At 63.9% G+C, this 17511-nt stretch carries 15 protein-coding genes; 6 read left to right on the top strand and 9 right to left on the bottom strand.

Features of this window, described 5'->3' with window-relative positions; all coding sequences use genetic code 11:
- Positions 1-9: 9 nt before the first annotated feature.
- Entirely contained in the window at positions 10-1179 is a 1170-nt protein-coding gene (locus B5V03_RS31170) for an acyl-CoA dehydrogenase family protein (protein WP_129274231.1), read from the bottom strand.
- A 125-nt stretch (positions 1180-1304) separates the two neighbouring features.
- Here B5V03_RS31170 and B5V03_RS31165 point away from each other — a divergent pair, with 125 nt between their 5' ends.
- The gene (locus B5V03_RS31165; protein WP_129274230.1) at positions 1305-2225 is read left to right on the top strand and encodes a LysR substrate-binding domain-containing protein; all 921 of its coding nucleotides are present in this window, start codon (positions 1305-1307) and stop codon (positions 2223-2225) included.
- 309 nt (positions 2226-2534) lie between these two features.
- Here B5V03_RS31165 and B5V03_RS31160 read toward each other — a convergent pair whose 3' ends face one another.
- On the bottom strand, positions 2535-3809 hold the full coding sequence (locus B5V03_RS31160) for a cytochrome P450 (RefSeq protein ID WP_129274268.1): 1275 nt from the start codon (positions 3807-3809) through the stop codon (positions 2535-2537).
- Between the two features lie 191 nt (positions 3810-4000).
- The gene (locus B5V03_RS31155; RefSeq protein WP_129274229.1) at positions 4001-5266 is read right to left on the bottom strand and encodes a cytochrome P450; all 1266 of its coding nucleotides are present in this window, start codon (positions 5264-5266) and stop codon (positions 4001-4003) included.
- A gap of 308 nt (positions 5267-5574) precedes the next feature.
- On the opposite strand from B5V03_RS31155, the gene B5V03_RS31150 reads away from it, so the two are divergent.
- Positions 5575-6720, top strand: coding sequence for a YjgN family protein (locus B5V03_RS31150; protein ID WP_206736209.1), 1146 nt, complete (start codon positions 5575-5577; stop codon positions 6718-6720).
- A gap of 3 nt (positions 6721-6723) precedes the next feature.
- Positions 6724-7833 (top strand): M48 family metallopeptidase, encoded by a 1110-nt coding sequence (locus B5V03_RS31145; protein WP_129274227.1) that lies wholly within the window; start codon positions 6724-6726, stop codon positions 7831-7833.
- A gap of 1 nt (position 7834) precedes the next feature.
- Here the strand turns inward: B5V03_RS31145 and upp are convergent, their stop codons facing one another.
- Genes upp through B5V03_RS31130 form a run of 3 tightly spaced genes read right to left on the bottom strand, consistent with a single transcriptional unit; the run spans position 7835 to position 11003 of the window.
- A complete protein-coding gene (gene upp / locus B5V03_RS31140) occupies positions 7835-8464 on the bottom strand; it encodes a uracil phosphoribosyltransferase (RefSeq protein WP_011089974.1) in 630 nt (209 codons plus the stop codon).
- 36 nt (positions 8465-8500) lie between these two features.
- Positions 8501-9739: a URC4/urg3 family protein gene (locus B5V03_RS31135; RefSeq protein WP_129274226.1), complete on the bottom strand. Its 1239-nt coding sequence runs from the start codon at positions 9737-9739 to the stop codon at positions 8501-8503.
- A 7-nt stretch (positions 9740-9746) separates the two neighbouring features.
- Positions 9747-11003, bottom strand: coding sequence for a GTP cyclohydrolase II (locus B5V03_RS31130; RefSeq protein ID WP_129274225.1), 1257 nt, complete (start codon positions 11001-11003; stop codon positions 9747-9749).
- Positions 11004-11313: 310 nt separating this feature from the next.
- On the opposite strand from B5V03_RS31130, the gene B5V03_RS31125 reads away from it, so the two are divergent.
- Positions 11314-12441, top strand: a complete 1128-nt coding sequence (locus tag B5V03_RS31125; protein ID WP_129274224.1) for a threonine synthase — start codon at positions 11314-11316, stop codon at positions 12439-12441.
- A gap of 102 nt (positions 12442-12543) precedes the next feature.
- Here B5V03_RS31125 and B5V03_RS31115 read toward each other — a convergent pair whose 3' ends face one another.
- Both B5V03_RS31115 and B5V03_RS31110 read right to left on the bottom strand, forming a co-directional pair.
- Positions 12544-13359 (bottom strand): DUF2927 domain-containing protein, encoded by an 816-nt coding sequence (locus B5V03_RS31115; RefSeq protein ID WP_164988411.1) that lies wholly within the window; start codon positions 13357-13359, stop codon positions 12544-12546.
- Positions 13360-13443: 84 nt separating this feature from the next.
- A complete protein-coding gene (locus B5V03_RS31110; protein ID WP_129274221.1) occupies positions 13444-14022 on the bottom strand; it encodes a L,D-transpeptidase in 579 nt (192 codons plus the stop codon).
- Between the two features lie 267 nt (positions 14023-14289).
- Here B5V03_RS31110 and B5V03_RS31105 point away from each other — a divergent pair, with 267 nt between their 5' ends.
- Both B5V03_RS31105 and B5V03_RS31100 read left to right on the top strand, forming a co-directional pair.
- Positions 14290-15837, top strand: coding sequence for an acetolactate synthase large subunit (locus B5V03_RS31105; RefSeq protein WP_129274220.1), 1548 nt, complete (start codon positions 14290-14292; stop codon positions 15835-15837).
- Between the two features lie 40 nt (positions 15838-15877).
- Positions 15878-16396 carry a hypothetical protein gene (locus B5V03_RS31100; protein WP_129274219.1) on the top strand — a complete coding sequence of 173 codons (519 nt, stop codon included), beginning with the start codon at positions 15878-15880 and terminating at the stop codon, positions 16394-16396.
- A gap of 113 nt (positions 16397-16509) precedes the next feature.
- On the opposite strand, the gene B5V03_RS31095 is transcribed toward B5V03_RS31100, so the two are convergent.
- Positions 16510-17244 (bottom strand): hypothetical protein, encoded by a 735-nt coding sequence (locus B5V03_RS31095; RefSeq protein ID WP_129274218.1) that lies wholly within the window; start codon positions 17242-17244, stop codon positions 16510-16512.
- Between the last annotated feature and the right edge of the window lie 267 nt (positions 17245-17511).

The raw sequence follows: 17511 nt of genomic DNA, 5'->3' as shown, positions 1-17511 counted from the left end.
GATGCTGCCTCAGTACGAGCGGGGCATGCCGAGCACATGCTCGGCGATGAAGGACAGCACGAGGTTGGTCGAGATCGGCGCCACCTGGTAGAGCCGCGTCTCGCGGAATTTGCGCTCGACGTCGTATTCCTCGGCAAAGCCGAAGCCGCCATGGGTCTGGACGCAGGCATTCGCCGCCTCCCACGACGCATCCGCCGCCAGCATTTTTGCCATGTTGGCTTCCGCGCCGCAGTCGAGCCCGGCCTCGTATTTGCGCGTGGCTTCCTTCACCATCAGTTCGGCCGCGCGCATCGCGGCATAGGCCTTGGCGATCGGGAACTGAATGCCTTGATTCTGGCCGATCGGCCGGCCGAACACCGCACGCTCCTTGGCGTAAGCAGTGGCCTTGGCGATGAACCACTTGGCGTCGCCGACGCATTCGGCGGCGATCAGGATACGCTCGGCGTTCATGCCGGAGAGGATGTAGCGAAAGCCCTTGCCTTCCTCGCCGATCAGATTTTCCGCCGGTACCTTCATGTCGGTGAAGAACACCTCGGTGGTGGCATGGTTCATCATGGTGCGGATCGGGCGGATCTCCAGGCCCTTGTTCTTGGCCTCGCGCATGTCGACGATGAACACGGAGAGCCCATCCGTGCGCTTCTTGACCTCGTCCTTCGGCGTGGTGCGTGCCAGCAGCAGCATCAAATCGGAATGCTCGGCGCGGCTGGTCCAGATCTTCTGGCCGTTGACGATGTAACCGGCATTGCCGTCCTTGCGCGCAAACGTCTTCAGTGAGGTCGTGTCGGTGCCGCTGGTCGGCTCGGTGACGCCGAAGGCCTGCAGCCGCAATTCGCCGCTCGCGACCTTCGGCAGATATTTTGCCTTCTGCTCGTCGTTGCCGTGCCGCAGCACGGTGCCCATGGTGTACATCTGGGCATGGCAGCCGCCGCCGTTGCAGCCGGCGCGCTGGATCTCTTCGAGGATCGCGGCTGCCGCAGAAAGCTTCAGGCCCGCGCCGCCATACTCCTCGGGGATCAGCACCGAGAGATAGCCGGCCTCAGTCAGGGCGTCGACGAAGGCTTTTGGATAGGCCATCTCGCGATCGAGCTTGCGCCAGTATTCGCCGGGAAACTGCGCGCACAGCTTTGCGACGGCTTCGCGGATGTCGGCATGATCTTCGGTGTGGTGGTCTTCACTCATGGCGTTTCCCGTCTCTCGCGGCTGTTAAGATAACGCCGGCCGTTCCTCTGGCGTTGTGAAAACATCGCCAGCCCCCTATGCTCATTTGCTATAGCGTATGAAGTAGCCTTCCAGGATTGGCAAGCATGGATTTCCGGCAGCTCAGGACCTTCAGTTGCGTGGCGGAGCTCGGCAGTCTGAGCAAGGCGTCCGACACGTTGCGTGTGGCGCAGCCGGCGCTGAGCCGGCAAATCAAGCTGCTGGAACACGAGCTGCGCGCCGAACTGTTCACGCGCAACGGCCGCGGCATGGTGCTGACCGAGGCCGGGCACCTCTTGCTGGCGCGCACCTCCGGCATCGTTCGGCAACTCGACCAGATCCGCGACGACATCCAGTCGGCCAAGGGGCCGCCGTCGGGCCAGGTCGTGCTCGGCTTGGTTCCGACCGTGAGCTGCGTGCTGTCGGCGCGGTTTGCGCGGCGCTGCGTCGAAAAATATCCGGGCATCTCGCTGCGCATCGTCGAGAGCTACAGCGGACATATCGTCGAATGGCTGCATCGCGGCGAAATGGACCTTGCCATCCTCTACGGCCGCTCGGCCGATCTCCATCTCAATGTGCAGAGCCTCGGCCGCGACAACATCGTCGCGGTCGGCCCGCGCGGCTGCGGCCTCGCGCGCAAGAAGAACGTCGACATCGGCTGGCTGCTGCGGCAGCGGCTGGTGCTGCCCAGTCACTCGCACGGCCTCCGCGCGCTGATCGAGCACGCCGCCGCCCAGCGCAAGATCAAGCTCAACGTCCAGCTCGAGGCGGATTCGTTTCGCGTGCTGACGAGCCTGGTCGAGGAAGGCCTCGGCTTTGCGCTGTTGCCGCCCTCCTCGGTCCACGGCGAGGTCGCGGACGGCCGGCTGGAAACGGCAATGGTGTCCAAGCCGATGACGCGCGAGCTCATTTTCGCCTCTCCGATCGACCGCCCGGCCTCGACGGCGTCGCTGGCCGTCACCGCGCTCTTGCGCGAGGAAGTCGCCGCCTGCCGCAAGGAAGGCGTGTGGGACATCAAGTTGAGTTAGATGCCGTCGTAGAACAGTCAGGCGCCATCTTGCCTTCGCATCTGGCGCGAGCTGTCATGCCGGAATTTTATAGCTGGTAATGACGCCGCGCGTGCCTGTCTATCACCGTCACCCTGAGGCGGCCGCTTCTTCAGCGGCCCTCGAAGGGCGGCGGCCCGGCTGTCGCTACATCCCGGCCGCTCATCCTTCGAGGCTCCCCCTGCGGTGCTTTGCACCGCAGGCCTCGCACCTCAGGATGACGGACTGATGGTTTCGCCGTGTGATGGGCCAAGGTGAGTCCGCTCCTCGCAATGACGGCGGATGGAGCCGTCACCCCGGAATCCGCACCGGCAGCGACTCATATCCTTTGATAAAACTCGAATAGATCCGCTTCGGCTCGCCGACCACTTCGATCCGGTCGAACCGCTTCAGCATCTCCTCCCAGACGATCTTCAACTGCAGCTCGGCCAGCCGCATGCCGACGCAGCGGTGGATGCCGAAGCCGAAGGAAAGATGTGTGCGTGGGCGCGGGCGGTCGATGATGAAGTCGTTCGGCTTCTCGAACATCTCCTCGTCGCGGTTGCCCGAGACGTACCACATCACGACGCGGTCGCCCTTCTTGATTTGCTTGCCGCCGATCTCGGTGTCGGCAAGCGCCGTGCGCCGCATATGCGCCAGCGGCGTCTGCCAGCGGATCACCTCGGGCACCATGGAATCGATCAGCTCCGGATTGGCGCGCAGCTTATCGAATTGGTCCGGGTTCTCGTTCAGCGCCAGCACCGAACCGGTCATGGTGTTGCGCGTGGTGTCGTTGCCGCCGACGATGAGCAGGATGATATTGCCCATCAAATTGTCGGGGTCCATGAAACGCGTGGCATCGTTGTGCGCCATCAGCGACAGCAGATCGTTGCGCGGTGCCGCGTTGACGCGCTCGTTCCACAGCTTCGACATGTAGGCGTAGCATTCGTCCATCTCGCGGCGGCGCTCTTCGGCCGAGGCGACGATGCCGCTCTTGGGCAGCGCGGTCGCGACATCCGACCAGCGCGTCAGCTTGCGGCGCTCTTCCCAGGGGAAGTCGAACAGGGTCGCCAGCATTTGCGTCGTCAGCTCGATCGAGACGCGTTCGACGAAATTGAAGGTCTCGTTACGCGGCAGATTGTCCAGCACGGTCTGCGAGCGCTGCCGGATCAGCTTTGCCAGTTCGTCCAGATGCGTCGGCGTGAACATCGGCGACACCGTCTTTCGCTGCGACGAATGCCTGGGCTGGTCCATCGCGATGAAGCTCGGCCAGTCATAGCCCTCCGGCACGTCGCGGATCCCGATGCCGCCGAGCGTCGAGTCCGAGGAGAAGAGGCCGTGATTGGTGTCGACATGCATGATGTCGTTGTATTTCACCACCGACCAATACGGCTCGATCGGCGCGTTGGTGCAGTAATGCACCGGCTCTTCCTTGCGCAGCCGCTCGAACCACGGCCACAGCGTGTCGTCCTGGAACAGCCTGGGCGCGCCGGGGTGGAATTGCGAAAGCGGCGTCGCATAGGCCTCCTCGCGGGCCCTGCGCATGCGTTCGGCCTTGTCCACTTTAACCGGCGCTTGAACGTTCATGGCGGTAGCTCCAGTGTTTGCTTCTAACCTCTCCCGCTTGCGGGAGAGGTCGCGCCGAAGGCGCGGGTGAGGGCTCTTTCCTCTTGGGGGCTCTCGCTCGCGGAGATGCCCCCACCCCAGCCCTTCCCCGCAAGCGGGAGAGGGGGCGCAGCTTCCTCGTGGATGTCGTAAGAACTCATCTTACTGCGATCTCACGCCGTAATCTTCACCGGCAGCGTCTCGAGACCTTTTACGAAACTCGAATAGACCCGCTTGGGTTCGCCGACCACGTCAATATGGTCGAATCGTTTGAGGATCTCCTCCCAAATAATCTTGAGCTGGAGTTCAGCAAGCCGCAGACCGACGCAGCGGTGGATGCCGAAGCCGAAGGAGATATGCGTGCGCGGGCGGGCGCGGTCGATGATGAAATCGTAGGGCTTTTCGATCACTTCTTCGTCGCGGTTGCCCGAGACGTACCACATCACGACTTTGTCACCTTTCTTGATCCGCTTGCCGCGGAACTCGAAATCAGCGAGTGCGGTGCGGCGCATATGCGCCAGCGGCGTCTGCCAGCGGATCACTTCGGGCACGAAGCTGTCGATCAGCGCGGGGTTCTCGCGCAGCTTGCGATATTGCTCCGGATGCTGGCTCAGCGCATGGATCGCACCCGACATCGTGTTGCGGGTGGTGTCGTTGCCGCCAACGATCAAAAGGATGAGATTGCCGAGGAAGTTCCTGGCATCCATGTCGCGCGTGGCGGGGCCATGCGCCATCATCGAGAGCAGGTCGCTCTTCGGCGGTTGCGCGATGCGCTCCTTCCAGAGGCGCGCGAAATAGCCGGCGCATTCCGCAAGCTCGGCCTGGCGCTCGTCTTCGGTGGCGACGACGCCGTCGGGGCCGGGAATGGTGGTGGCGATGTCAGACCAGCGCGTCAGCTTGCGACGATCCTCCCAGGGGAAATCGAACAGCACCGCCAGCATCTGTGTGGTCAGCTCGATCGAGACCTGGTCGACCCAGTCGAACACTTCGCCGCGGGGAAGGTTGTCCAGGCACTCGGCGGAGCGCTTGCGGATGTTGAGGGCGAGATTGTCCAGATGCGTCGGCGTGAACATCGGCGCCACGGTCTTGCGCTGCGCCGCATGGCGCGGCGGGTCCATCGAGATGAAACTCTCGCGGCGCAGATCCGGATCGATGTCGCGGATGGTGATGCCGCCAAGCGAGGAGGCCGAGGAGAACACCGAATGATTGGTCTCGATCTCCATGATGTCGTTGTAGCGCGTCACTGACCAGTACGGCCCGAACATCGAGTCCTTGCAATAGTGCACGGGGTCTTCGCGGCGCAGCCGATCGAAATAGGGCCAGAACGTATCGGTCCTGAACAGCTCAGGATCGCCCGGATCGAACTGCTCCAGCGGCAATGACGACGCGCGCTCGCGCAACGCGTCGAGCTTGGCCGCGCTCTCGATGGTCCCATGCATGACCGTTCTCCCTGACCTTCCCGCGCGCGTTTTTTGTGAATTCTGCGCTGCGGTATTTGATTTGCAATTACAGCCCGTTGTCTGCGCCGGAGCAAGGGAGAGTTTTGCTGCATCCAACCTTTGCGAGAGGGCGGGCGGCCGTCACGCGGATCGGTCAACGTGACCTCCCGCACGCCTTTGCCTACGGAATCGTGCAACAAATCGACTGGAATCGAGGTAAATCGAACCCGGCCATCTTGGGGATCGACTAACCTCTGATCTATAGTTTGATTGGATCAGGTCAGCATCCCGAGGTTGCCGTGAACGACATGCAATGGGCCCCGATCGGCTCAGAACCCTTACCCCCGCCGCTGCCGCCGACGCGGGTCGATTTCACCGGCAATCGCACCGAGTTCCGCAAAATGGTCACCAAGGGTGCCATGCTGGAGCTGGTCACCTTCGGCTTCTACCGGTTCTGGCTGGTCACCGACATCCGCCGTCATCTGTGGTCGAGCACCGCGATCGACGGCGATGCTGCCGAATATACCGGCCGGGCCAAGGAGCTCCTGATCGGCTTCCTGGTCGCGCTCGCGATCCTGGTGCCGATCTATCTGGCTTACTTCCTGGTCGGTATCGAGTTCGAACGCTGGCAGGGCTTTGCCTCGACGCCGCTGTTCATCAGCTTCTACGCCTTCGGCCAGTTCGCGATCTTTCGCGCACGGCGCTATCGGCTGACGCGGACAGTCTGGCGCGGCGTGCGCTTCTGGATGGACGGTTCGGGTTGGGCCTATTCGTTCCGCGCGATGGCGTGGGGCCTGCTGGTGTTCCTCACCCTCGGCCTGGCGCTGCCGTGGCGCGAGGCTTCGCTCGAACGTTACAAGATGCGGCACACCCATTACGGCGATTTGCAGGGCGACTTCGAAGCCGACGGCTGGACCTTCTTCAAGCGCGGCTGGTGGCTGTGGCTGCTCAGCCCGATCGCGATCGTGATCTTCCCGCTCGCGCCATTTTTCTATGCCGAGTTCAAGGCGCGCGAGTGGCGCTGGTGGCTCGACGGCATCCGCATCGGCGGCGTGAGCCTGTCCTCGCAGTTGCCGCACAACGCGTTCTACGGCCTGTATTGGAAGGTGGTCGGTTGGTGGCTGCTGCTGAGCGTCGTCTATAGCGCCTATCTCGCCGGAGCCATCGCGCTCGCCGTGAAGCTCAGCGATCTTCCGGTCGCGCAGGCGCTTGGCCCCGGAAATGCCGGCAAAAGCATCCCGATGCTGGTGATGATGGTGATCGGCTATTTCGCTCTGGCGCTTGCGGTCAACATCATCATGCGCGTCTATCTTCAGCGTGATCTCTGGGCCAAGGTGCTGGAAACCGTCGAGGTGCACAACATCGGGGTCGCGGCGGACGTGCGCGGCAGCGGTGAGCTTGCCAACGCGCTCGGCGAAGGTTTTGCCGATGGTCTTGACGTAGCGGGATTCTGATCTGTGAGTGAGTTGTCCACCGAGGCCCCGGCGCAGCCTGACAAGCCGACGATCTTCTTCGACGGCGTGTCGAGCCGCAGGCGGCAGGTGACGCTGACGCTCGGTGATGCGCTCGAGATCGCCGAGGAGGGCGGGGCGCCCGTCAGCTGGGTCTATGCCGATATCCGCCGTGCCGACAGTCCGGCGGGGATCTTGCGCCTGGCCTCGACATCGGCGCCATCGCTGGCGCGGCTCGAAATCCGCGACGCCGCGCTCGCCGCTGACCTAACCATTCGCTGCATGCGTCTGGACGAGCACCAGACCTCGCGCCGCGGTGTTGCAAAAATCGTCGGCTGGTCAGTGGCCGCGGCCGCCTCCATCGTTTGCGTCGTGCTGTTCGGCGTGCCGCTCGCTGCCGATCGTCTCGCGCCGCTGGTGCCGAAACCGATCGAGCGGCGCATCGGCGATGCGTCGGAGGTCCAGGTGAAGACCATCTTCGGCCGCAGCATATGCGAAGGCCCCGCCGGGAAAGCCGCGTTCACAAAGCTCGTCAATCGCCTGCGCGACGCCGCCGGGCTTGACGACGACGCGATGACGGCGGGCGTGCTGCCAAGCCCGGTGCCGAATGCGTTTGCGCTGCCGGGCGGCAAGGTGTTCGTGCTGAACGCCCTGATCGACAAGGCGGAAAGCCCCGACGAGCTCGCCGGCATCCTCGCCCACGAGCTTGGTCATCTCAAGCATCACGACAACATGCGCGGCCTGATTTACAATGGCGGCACCTCGTTCCTGATCGGCCTGCTGTTCGGCGACGTCACCGGCTCGTCCGCCGTGATCTTCGCCTCGCGCAGCGTGGTCGAAGCCTCCTATTCGCGCGAGGCCGAGACCGCTGCCGACACGTTCGCGATCGAGATCATGCACAAGCTCGGCCGCTCGCCGAAGCCCGCGGCCGAATTGATGTTCCGCATCACCGGCAAGGAAGGCGGCGGCCTCACGTCGATCCTCGCCAGCCATCCGCTGACCGAGGATCGCCTCGCCCGCATGACCAAGGAGGATCGTCCCGCCAGCGGCCCGCCGCTGCTGACTGACACGGAGTGGCAGGCGCTGAAGGGGATTTGCGGCAGCGGGAAGATTTGAGCTATCGCGTCCCGTAGGCGCGGTCGCCGGCGTCGCCGAGGCCCGGCAGGATAAAGCCGTTCTCGTCGAGGCCTTCGTCGACCGCCGCGGTCCAGATCGGGACATCAGGATGCAATCCGCGCAGCCGCTCCAGTCCTTCAGGCGCGGCAATCAGGCAGGCGAGGCGGATGTCTTTCGCGCCGCGCTCCTTCAGGCGATCGATTGCGGCGACAGCGGTGTTGGCGGTGGCGACGACAGGCGTCACCACGATCGCCAGGCGCTCGCCGAGGTCGGATGGCGATTTGAAGAAATACTCGACCGCGGCAAAGCTGTGCGGCTCGCGATAGAGCCCGATATGCGCGACGCGCGCGGTCGGCACCAGATCCATCATGCCGTCGACGAAGGTTGTGCCGGCGCGCAGCATCGGCACGAACACCAGCTTCTTGCCGGCGATCTTGGCCGAGTGCATCGTCGCCAGCGGAGTCTCGATCACGGTGTCAGCGAGCGGCAGATCGCGCGTCACCTCGTAGCACAACAGCATGCCGATCTCCTTGATCAGCTCTCGGAACGACTTTGTCGAGATGGATTTGTCTCGCACCAGCGTCAGCTTGTGCTGCACCAGCGGATGATCGACGATCGTGACGCCTTCCATGATCGGATGCTCCTGAAATGATCGATGCGCGATGCGCTAGAAAACCGTACCGTCGCTGATCACCTTGAGCGGCGGTGCGCCATCGGGACGGCGCGAGAATGCGATGGCGCGGCCCGCGGCCCAGGTGCCGCCTTCGAGAATGCTCGCGAGCGGCAATGTGTCAGGCGTGCGGCCAAGCTTGGCGCGAACCAGTTCGGCAAGCCGGTCGAGCAACGCCACAGTGAGCGCGCGCCACTCCACGACAAGCAGCGAATCCACCGCATGCGCGCGCTCGGCGTCGGCGGCGTCGCGCAGGCGCAGCACCTCGTGATCGACGAACAGGCCGCCATTGCGGTATTCGGCAAGCCCCGTGAGCCCGTCGATGTCGGTGATCTCGAAGCCCGCGCGCTGAAGCGGCTCGATCAGCGAATAGCTCAGCCATTGCGACAGCTTGTGCAGCGGCACGAAACCGGCAGTTGCGTCATCCGTCCTCAGCGCGGGGTGCCGCCAGCAATCGCCGAGCGGAACGCCGGCAAGCTCAAGCCGCGACGGCCAGATCGGTCCGAGCTGATTCAGCACCGCCGACAGAATGGCGGGCGCCGCGATGGCGCCGCCCACAGCCTGCGCCGCGATGTGATCGAACAAGCCGCCCGGGCGCGGCGTGTCGTGCAGGCCGAACACGTCCGCGCGTTCGGCGACCAGCTTGCCGAGGCGCCGCAGCAGATCGGTACGCCCCTCAAGGCCGAGCAACGGATTGGCATCGCTGACCTGAAACGCAGCGGTGAGAGCGGCGAGGGGCAGTTGCGCGAGCACGTCCGCATCGGCCCTGAACGGCGCGCTTGCATCGCGGGAAAAGAGTCCGCTTGCGAACATGTCGAGGCTCGCGATCGCAAGCCCCTCCGATCGTCCGATCCCCTGTCCCGTCACCGCGTCACGATAACGCCAGGCAGCACCCGCACCGGCGTCGAGCAGCACGCTGACAATGGCGAGGTCGAACTCTGCCCGCGCCCGCGCGGCGCGATCCGGCCATGATGCAGCATTCGCCAGCCGCGCCCAGCGATCGACGCCGCCAAGCACAAAATGCCGCCACCGCGCGTGGAAGGGCACGTCCAGCGTCGGATAGGCTTTTCGCGTGACCGTAAGCACGGCCTCCGCAACAGCATCCATGCGACCGAGATCGATCGTGAAGTGGCTCAGCCCGCCGGCAAGGCCGATATCGAGCATCTCGCCAGCACGCGCGCGAACCGCTCCTGCGCTGAGCAGGGAGCGGGCCTGTTGTTCCAATGCGTCCGCCATCGCGCGATCAGTATTTTTCCAGCGAACGGCCGACCACGCCGTTCACGTCCTTCTCGGGCGCGATGTCGGTCGTGTAATAGCCGGCGGCCTTCTTCGCGGCGATCTCGACATGGGCGTCGGCCGGGATCAGCTCCAGCGGGATCGGCACGCGCTCGACGATGTCGATGCCCTGCGAGGTCAGCGCGTCGTATTTCATGTCGCTCATCGACAAAAAGCGGTCGATGCGCTTCAGGCCGAGCCAGTGGATGGTATCCGGCATCAATTGCTGGAAGCGTGCGTCCTGGACGCCAGCGACGCATTCGGTGCGCTCGAAATAGGCGGCGGCCGCGTCACCGTCCTCCTGGCGCTTGCGCGCATTGTAGACCAAAAATTTCGTGACCTCGCCGAGCGCGCGGCCTTCCTTGCGGTTGTAGATGACGAGCCCGAGCCCGCCTTCCTGCGCGCCGCGCGCGGATTCCTCGATGCCGTGAATGAGATAGGGCCTGCAGGTGCAGATGTCGGAGCCGAACACGTCGGAGCCGTTGCACTCGTCATGCACGCGGCAGGTGATCTTGGTGCGATGATCAGGCAGTTTTGTCACATCGCCGAACATGTAAACGGTGGTGCCGCCGATCGGCGGCAGAAACACCTTCAAGTCCGGCCGTGTCACCAGCTCGGGGAACATGCCGGCGGTTTGCTCGAACAGCGTGCGGCGCAGCTCGGTCTCGTTGGTCCCGAACCGCTCGGCAAGGCCCGGCAGATACCAGACCGGATCAATCGCGATCTTCACCACCGAGACGCTGCCATTGGCATGCACGACCTCGCCGTCGTCGCGCAGCCGTTTTGCGGCGAGCGCCTCGCGGATCTCGGGCAGGTCGAGCCGCGCCCGCGTCACCGCGATGCTCGGGCGGATGTCGATGCCCTCGGCGATGTCCTTGCCGAAATTCTCCGCGACCAGATGCCCCCACGGGTCGAGCGCGACGATCTTTGCGGGATCGCGCCATTGCTCGAACGGGCCGATGGTCGCCGCCGGAAAGGTGTTGGTGAGATCGGGCCTACGAATCGGATCGAGCGCGCCAGCGGACACCGCGAGCGCGCGGTACATCGCGTAGGAGCCGCCATGGCTGCCGATCACGTTGCGATCCCCGGCGCGCGACACCGTGCCGATGATTGGCCCGCGTGCGCGTGCATCGGCGGCGCCCCAATGGATCGGGAAGGCGGCCTTCCGGCCCGGCTCCGGATGGGAGGTCAGGCGGATGTGATCGGTACGGTTCGCGCGGCTCATGTCCAGGCTCCCAAAAAGCCAACGGCCCGCCGCTCGGACGGGCCTGGCTCACTTGCGTTGCCGGTGCGGACCACCGGCGGCGCAAGCTCAATCCAACATATTGTAGCGGGCAGTCGCGACAGACAAGTTAATCGTGCGGGGCGGCCAGCGGCCGGTCCCGTGCTCGTCCCGAACGACGCCAGAACTCGCCCTATATCTATGTAATCGTTGTAATTTTTAAAGGGCGCGCCTCCCGCCTCCAAACAGCTGACTGGATAAAATCTGCATATTCAGACATATCGACCGGATCGGCCCCGCCCCGGAGAACGCCATGCCCACCGCCAGCTATATCGATCCCCGCAACGGAAAGCTCTATCCGCTGGACCCGCCGCGCTGGTGCTCGGACGAGCGCACGCCGCTGCTGGTGACGCCGGGGGCGGGGATGTCGCGCGAGGACATCGAGCCCCGCACGCGCTCACTGTGGCGCTACCGGGCGGCGCTGCCGGTCGCGATCAAAAATCCCATCACGCTCGGCGAAGGCTGCACGCCGCTGGTCCAGCAGGCTTGGGGCGATTTGCGGCCACACTTCAAGCTGGAATGGTTCAACCCGACCGGGAGCTTCAAGGACCGCGGCTCGGCGGTGATGCTGTCGTTCCTGCGCCAGATCGGCGTCGACGCGATCCTGGAAGATTCCTCCGGCAATGGCGGCTCGTCGATGGCGGGGCTGGGTGCTGCAGGCCTCATGCGCGTGAAGATTCTCGCGCCGGCCTCGACCTCGCCGGCCAAGATCGCGCAGGTGCGCGCCTATGGCGCGACGGTTCAACTCGTCGAGGGGCCGCGCGAGGAGTCGGAGGCGGAAGCCATCCGCCAGTCGAGCCAGACCTTTTACGCCAGCCACAACTGGCAGCCGTTCTTCCTCGAAGGCACCAAATCGCTCGCCTATGAGATCTGGGAAGATCTCGGCTTTCGCGCGCCCGACAACGTCATCGTCCCCGTCGGTGCCGGCAGTAGTCTTTTGGGTTGCGCCTTCGGCTTCCGCGAGTTGCTGAAGGCGGGCCAGATCGCGAAGCTGCCGCGCCTGTTCGCAGCACAACCGCTCAACTGCTCGCCGATCGATGCGAGCTTTCAGGCCGGCGTCGATACGCCTGTCGCCCGCGAGGTCAACAAGACCATCGCCGAGGGCACCGCGATCAAGAACCCGCTGCGCCTGCGCGAGATCATCGCCGCCTTGCGCGAGAGCGGCGGCGGCACCGTTGCGCTCACCGAGGACGAGATCGTCGCCGCCTTGCGTCGCCTCGCGCGCCAGGGCCTGTTCGCCGAGCCGACCAGCGCCAGCGCAGCGGCGGCACTGGAGAAATTCGCCAGTGCGGGATCGATCAAGGCGAACGAGACCACGGTGGCGGTTCTCACCGGCACGGGGCTGAAGGCCGCGACCACGGTTGCCGATCTCGTGCAGTAATGCACCGCTCTTTCCTCCGTCATTGCGAGCGCAGCGAAGCAATCCAGAATCCCTCTGCGGAAAGACTCTGGATTGCTTCGCTGCGCTCGCAATGACGGGCTCTCACTCCTTCAAATCATTCACGCGCCTCACCCAGACGCGTACATCCGCAAGCACTTCGGGCAGCACCGCCTTGACCTCAGCCACGGTCATCCCCGCCTTGATGCGGGGGTCGTAGAGCAGATTGAGGATGTACTGGTCGTAGACGTCGAAAAAGCCCATCGAGACGTTGTCGTTGAACATGGTCCACGGCACGCTCGTGGTGTCGTTGATGGGCCCGAGCGATTGCAGCAGCTCCTCATAGGCGCAGTCGAGGAAGGTGAAGTCGCCATTGTCGACGGTGAGGATGACGTCGGAATGCTCGATCTCGAAATTGTCGTTCTTGCGGAAGCCTGACAGGCATTGCGGATCGAGCGAGGTGCGGATCTCGCGCGCCTTGTCCACGCCGTAGAAGCTCGAAATGGTGCGGAACAGATCGCGGTCGCGCACCAGCTTCACCCGCAGATTCGCCGCTTCGCTCGAGTCGATCATGGCGATGTCGAGATGCTGCACGCGCTTGCCGATGTCGATGACGACCTTTGCGAGCTGCGTCTTGCGGTCGGTTCGGTCGCTGTCGGCGAACACGCGCACCGGCCCGTCGAACTTGCGGATGCGGTCGACCCGGCCGGCGAGGTGGTATTCGGCGCCGAACGCCGTCTTCAGAAAGCCTTCGACGATCTCGCCGTCGGTAAAGCTCTTCTTCTCGATGCGCTGGCGCGAGGCGATCGCGGGCAGCTCGCCCGCGTCGGCCATGGTAGCGGTGTCAGGGACAAACGCGACGGTAGCGAGCGCCAGCAGGGCGATGCGAAAGCCGGACGAAGGCGGGGCCAATGCGCTCATTGCCAGGCGACGCTGCCGTATTCGCGTCGCGCACACAAGTCCGCATATTCACGCGCCCTGCGGGTTCCCGCAATTCGCTGCCGGCTAGTTGTTCAGCACCACCACGGTGGTGCCGACCCCGACGCGGCCGTAGAGGTCGCTGACGTCGTCATTGGTCATGCGGAAGCAGCCCGAGGAGACCGCCTGGCCGATCGTCTCCGGCTCGTTGGAGCCGTGGATGCGGTAGAGCGTCGAGCCCAGATACATCGCGCGCGCGCCGAGCGGATTCTCGATGCCGCCCTTCATGTGGCGCGGCAGGTCCGGCCGGCGGGCGATCATCTGCGATGGCGGCGTCCAATCCGGCCATTCCTTTTTGGCGGTGATCCTGTGCACCCCGCCCCAGCGGAAGCCGTCGCGGCCGACGCCGATGCCGTAGCGCAGCGCCTGGCCGTTCTGGAGGACCAGATAGAGCCGGCGCTCGCTGGTGTTGACCACGATCGTGCCGGGGGCATAGTTGCCGTTGTACATGACGGTGGTGCGGGGGATCGGACTGGAGCCGCCGCTGAAGAAGTTCGGGCCGCCGCCCATGATGTCGCGCGCGTCAGCCCCTTCGGCGAATGCGCCGCCGGCCATGGTCGTCAGCAACGCAATGGCGGCAATCGGCGCGGCAAAAAATCGGGTCATTGTTTCCCCCAGCAAATATTCGATTCAACCCATGCCAGAGGCCATATTTGCGGGCTTTTCGCAAGCCACGGCCCCGTGAGAAGCGCCATGCTTAACGGTTTCCGTTACCAAATCGGCAACCCCGCCAATTTGCCTGAAAGCGTTAGCCAAACCGGCGCTTCGTCCTGCGGGGCAGGGCCGCGATGCCGCCTATTGCTTTGACGAGGGCCGCGAACAATGATTGATCGGACGGATATCTGAACATGGCGGGTTGCGGGAGCAGATAGAATGAACGGTGCGGAAAGCCTGGTGCGGACGATGGTCAAGGGTGGGGTGGATGTCTGCTTCACCAACCCAGGCACCTCCGAGATGCATTTTGTCGCAGCGCTCGACCGGGTGCCGGGCATGCGCTGCGTGCTCGGCCTGTTCGAAGGCGTGGTGACGGGCGCCGCCGACGGCTATTTCCGCATGAAGGGCACGCCTGCCTCGACCCTGCTGCATCTCGGCCCCGGGCTGGCCAACGGCCTTGCCAATCTGCACAACGCCAAGAAAGCCAATTCCGGCATCGTCAACATCGTCGGCCAGCACGCGATCTACCACATCGGCTACAACGCGCCGTTGACCTCCGACATCGAGGGTCTGGCCCGGCCGATGTCGTCCTGGGTCCGCACCTCGCCGGATTCCAAGTCGATCGCCGCTGACGGTGCCGCGGCGATTGCCGCCGCGAAAAGCGCGCCGCCGCAGATCGCGACCCTGATCCTGCCCGCCGACACCGCCTGGAACGAGGCCGACGGCATCGCCGAGGTGCCGGCCGAGCAGCAGCGCGCCAGTTACTCGCCGCAGGCGGTCGAGCAGGCCGCAAAAATCCTGCACGGCGATGGCGAGGGCACGCTGCTGCTGATGACCGGCAGCGCGCTGAGCGAGCAGGGCCTCGCGCTGGCCGAGCGCATCGCCGCCAGGACCGGCTGCACCGTGATGGGCCCGACCTTCCGCCCGAAGATGGCGCGCGGCCGCGGCCGCTTCTCGATCGATCGCATTCATTACGTCATCGAGAACGCGCTGCCGATGCTGGCAAAATTCCGTCACATCGTGTTGGTCGAGTCCGACGATCCCGTGGCGTTCTTCGCCTATCCGAACAAGCCGAGCATGCTCAAGCCCGAGGGCTGCGACGTCCATCGCATGACCTCCTGGGGCGAGAATTCGGTCGCGGCCCTCGAAGCGCTCGCCAGCGCGGTGAAGGCCAGCGCCAAGGACGTCAAGCCGCAGGCGTTGCAGGAGCTCATCAAGCCGACCGGCGCGCTGACCCACGCGTCCATCGCGCAGGCGATCGCCTACGCGATTCCCGAGAACGCGATCATGGTCGACGAGTCGCTCACAACCGGCCGCGCCTTCTTCCCGCCGACGGCGGCCGCGGCCCCGCACGACTGGCTCCAGAACATGGGCGGCTCGATCGGCTTCTCGACGCCGCTCTCGATCGGCGCCGCGATCGCCTGCCCGGACCGCAAGGTGATCTGCATGGTCGGCGACGGCAGCGCGATGTACACGATCCAGTCGTTGTGGACGCAGGCCCGCGAAAACCTCAACATCGTCACCATCGTGTTCGCCAACCGCATCTACCAGATCCTGCGCGGCGAATTCGACAATGTCGGCGCCGGCGAGCCCGGCCAGCGTGCCAACGATATGCTCCGGCTCGACCGGCCGACGCTCGATTTCGTGGCGCTGGCCAAGGGCATGGGCGTGCCCGGCCGTGCCGTCACCAATGCCGACGAGTTCAACAAGGCGCTGGCCGAAGCCGTCGCCGAGCCTGGACCGCGGCTGATCGAAGTCCAGATGTAAGGGCGCGCATACAACGGAGCGCCGAGGGTCGGGAGGCACGATGCAGACCGAGCTGAACAAGGTGATCGCGGCGCTCCGGGACTTCTACGCCCACGAAGGATTTTTGTTCGAGAAAGACGTCGGCGAGCGGGCGGTGACGCACCGCTTCGCCGTGCATCTGGAGAAGCAATTCGCCGGCTGGTCGGTCGATTGCAATTACGACCGGCTCGGCGAGCGCACGCTGCATCTGCCGCACGGCACCATCATCTCGACCGACGACCATCTCGGCAAGTCGATCTACCCCGACGTCGTCGTGCATCAGCGCGAGATCCCGAACAATCTGCTCACTGTGGAGATCCGCAAGGCCAGCAATCACACGCCGCTCGAGCACGACCAGCACAAGCTGAGGGCGCTCACCGACGTGCACGTCTGGTTTCCCTACTGGATCGGTGTGCTGCTGGTGCTGGACCGGCGGCATGTGACGGTCTCGGAAGTCTATGTCAGTGGCGTCGTCGATGAATCGCTGTCGCGCTGGTTCGCGACACGGCTGGATGAGACCGGCCTCGGGACCGCTCACTAAGGGGATACTAAACGTCAAATCTCGGGGACAAGCGGAAGTCGCCCCGCTGGGCCAGCATCGACTGCTTCTGACCCATAGCAGTCTTAATCGAACGACCGCAGTCACATTCGGGGTCAGCGCGCCAATTGTGCATAAGACTCCATGATTGACCGGGGCCCGGTGACAGCGCATTCGTGGCTTGTTGTCGGCCTGGCCGGATCATCCGCAACGCCAATCCAGGTCAGCAATCGCTTGCGCTCATCCCAGACGAGATCAAATTGGCTGCCTGAGCGACCAGCGACCGCAAATCTAATAGAGCCATCGTTGGCTCCAGTGACGTTGCCCGACATGGTCTCGGCCGCGGATTGGGTCTCTAGAACGACTGTTTTTGTAGAGCGATCCAGAGTGACGAAATATGGACCATATTGGCCTGGACAGGTGAGCGAAAAGGCATCAACCGGGTCGAGACGTTTCGGGTCAAATTGCTCAGGCTGCGAGAATGCTGACAGCATCGTTCTGCCAGTAACCACCGTGCAGGCGTGTTGCAATAAAGTTCTTCCCAGTTCATTGCCGGGCATTCCCGGCCACGTCATCACGTTGCGCGTGCGATCGAAGGAAAGAAGAATACGGCCGCCATCTGCCCTCAGGCTGAGGTCCATTTGTGCGTCGCTTACCCCGATGATTTCGCCAGGTAGTCTGTTTCCACCGGGGTTCTCAAATACGAAGTGATTTGTCTTGAGGTCATAGGTTACGAAGTAAGCTTGCTGCCGCTGATAATATTTGCCGTCGCAGCGAATGGATGTTGGTGCGGCTTCCGCCTGCATGGCGGAAGCGAGAATCATGAACAGTAAAAGCGTGAGATGCCGCATTTGATCACCAGCTTAAGTTGCGACTTTATCACGTCTCAATCGTTTATGCCTTGCTAACACGACACCGGGCTTTCAGGCGATTTCCACATTTCGTGTTGCAGAACGCAGGATTGGACCAAAGCGAGACTTCTGCAATCGGCCGATTGTGTTGAAAAAGGCGACTGTTGCGACGCAGAGGGATCAGTGATTCAGTCAGTCTAATTGGCAGGACTGAAGATCATGATGGGACATCGGCAAGTCGAACAGGCTGCGTTGTTCTACGAGTTC

The organism is Bradyrhizobium betae, from assembly GCF_004123905.1.
Lineage (GTDB): Bacteria > Pseudomonadota > Alphaproteobacteria > Rhizobiales > Xanthobacteraceae > Bradyrhizobium > Bradyrhizobium betae_A.
This window is presented reverse-complemented; position numbering and strand designations above follow the sequence as displayed.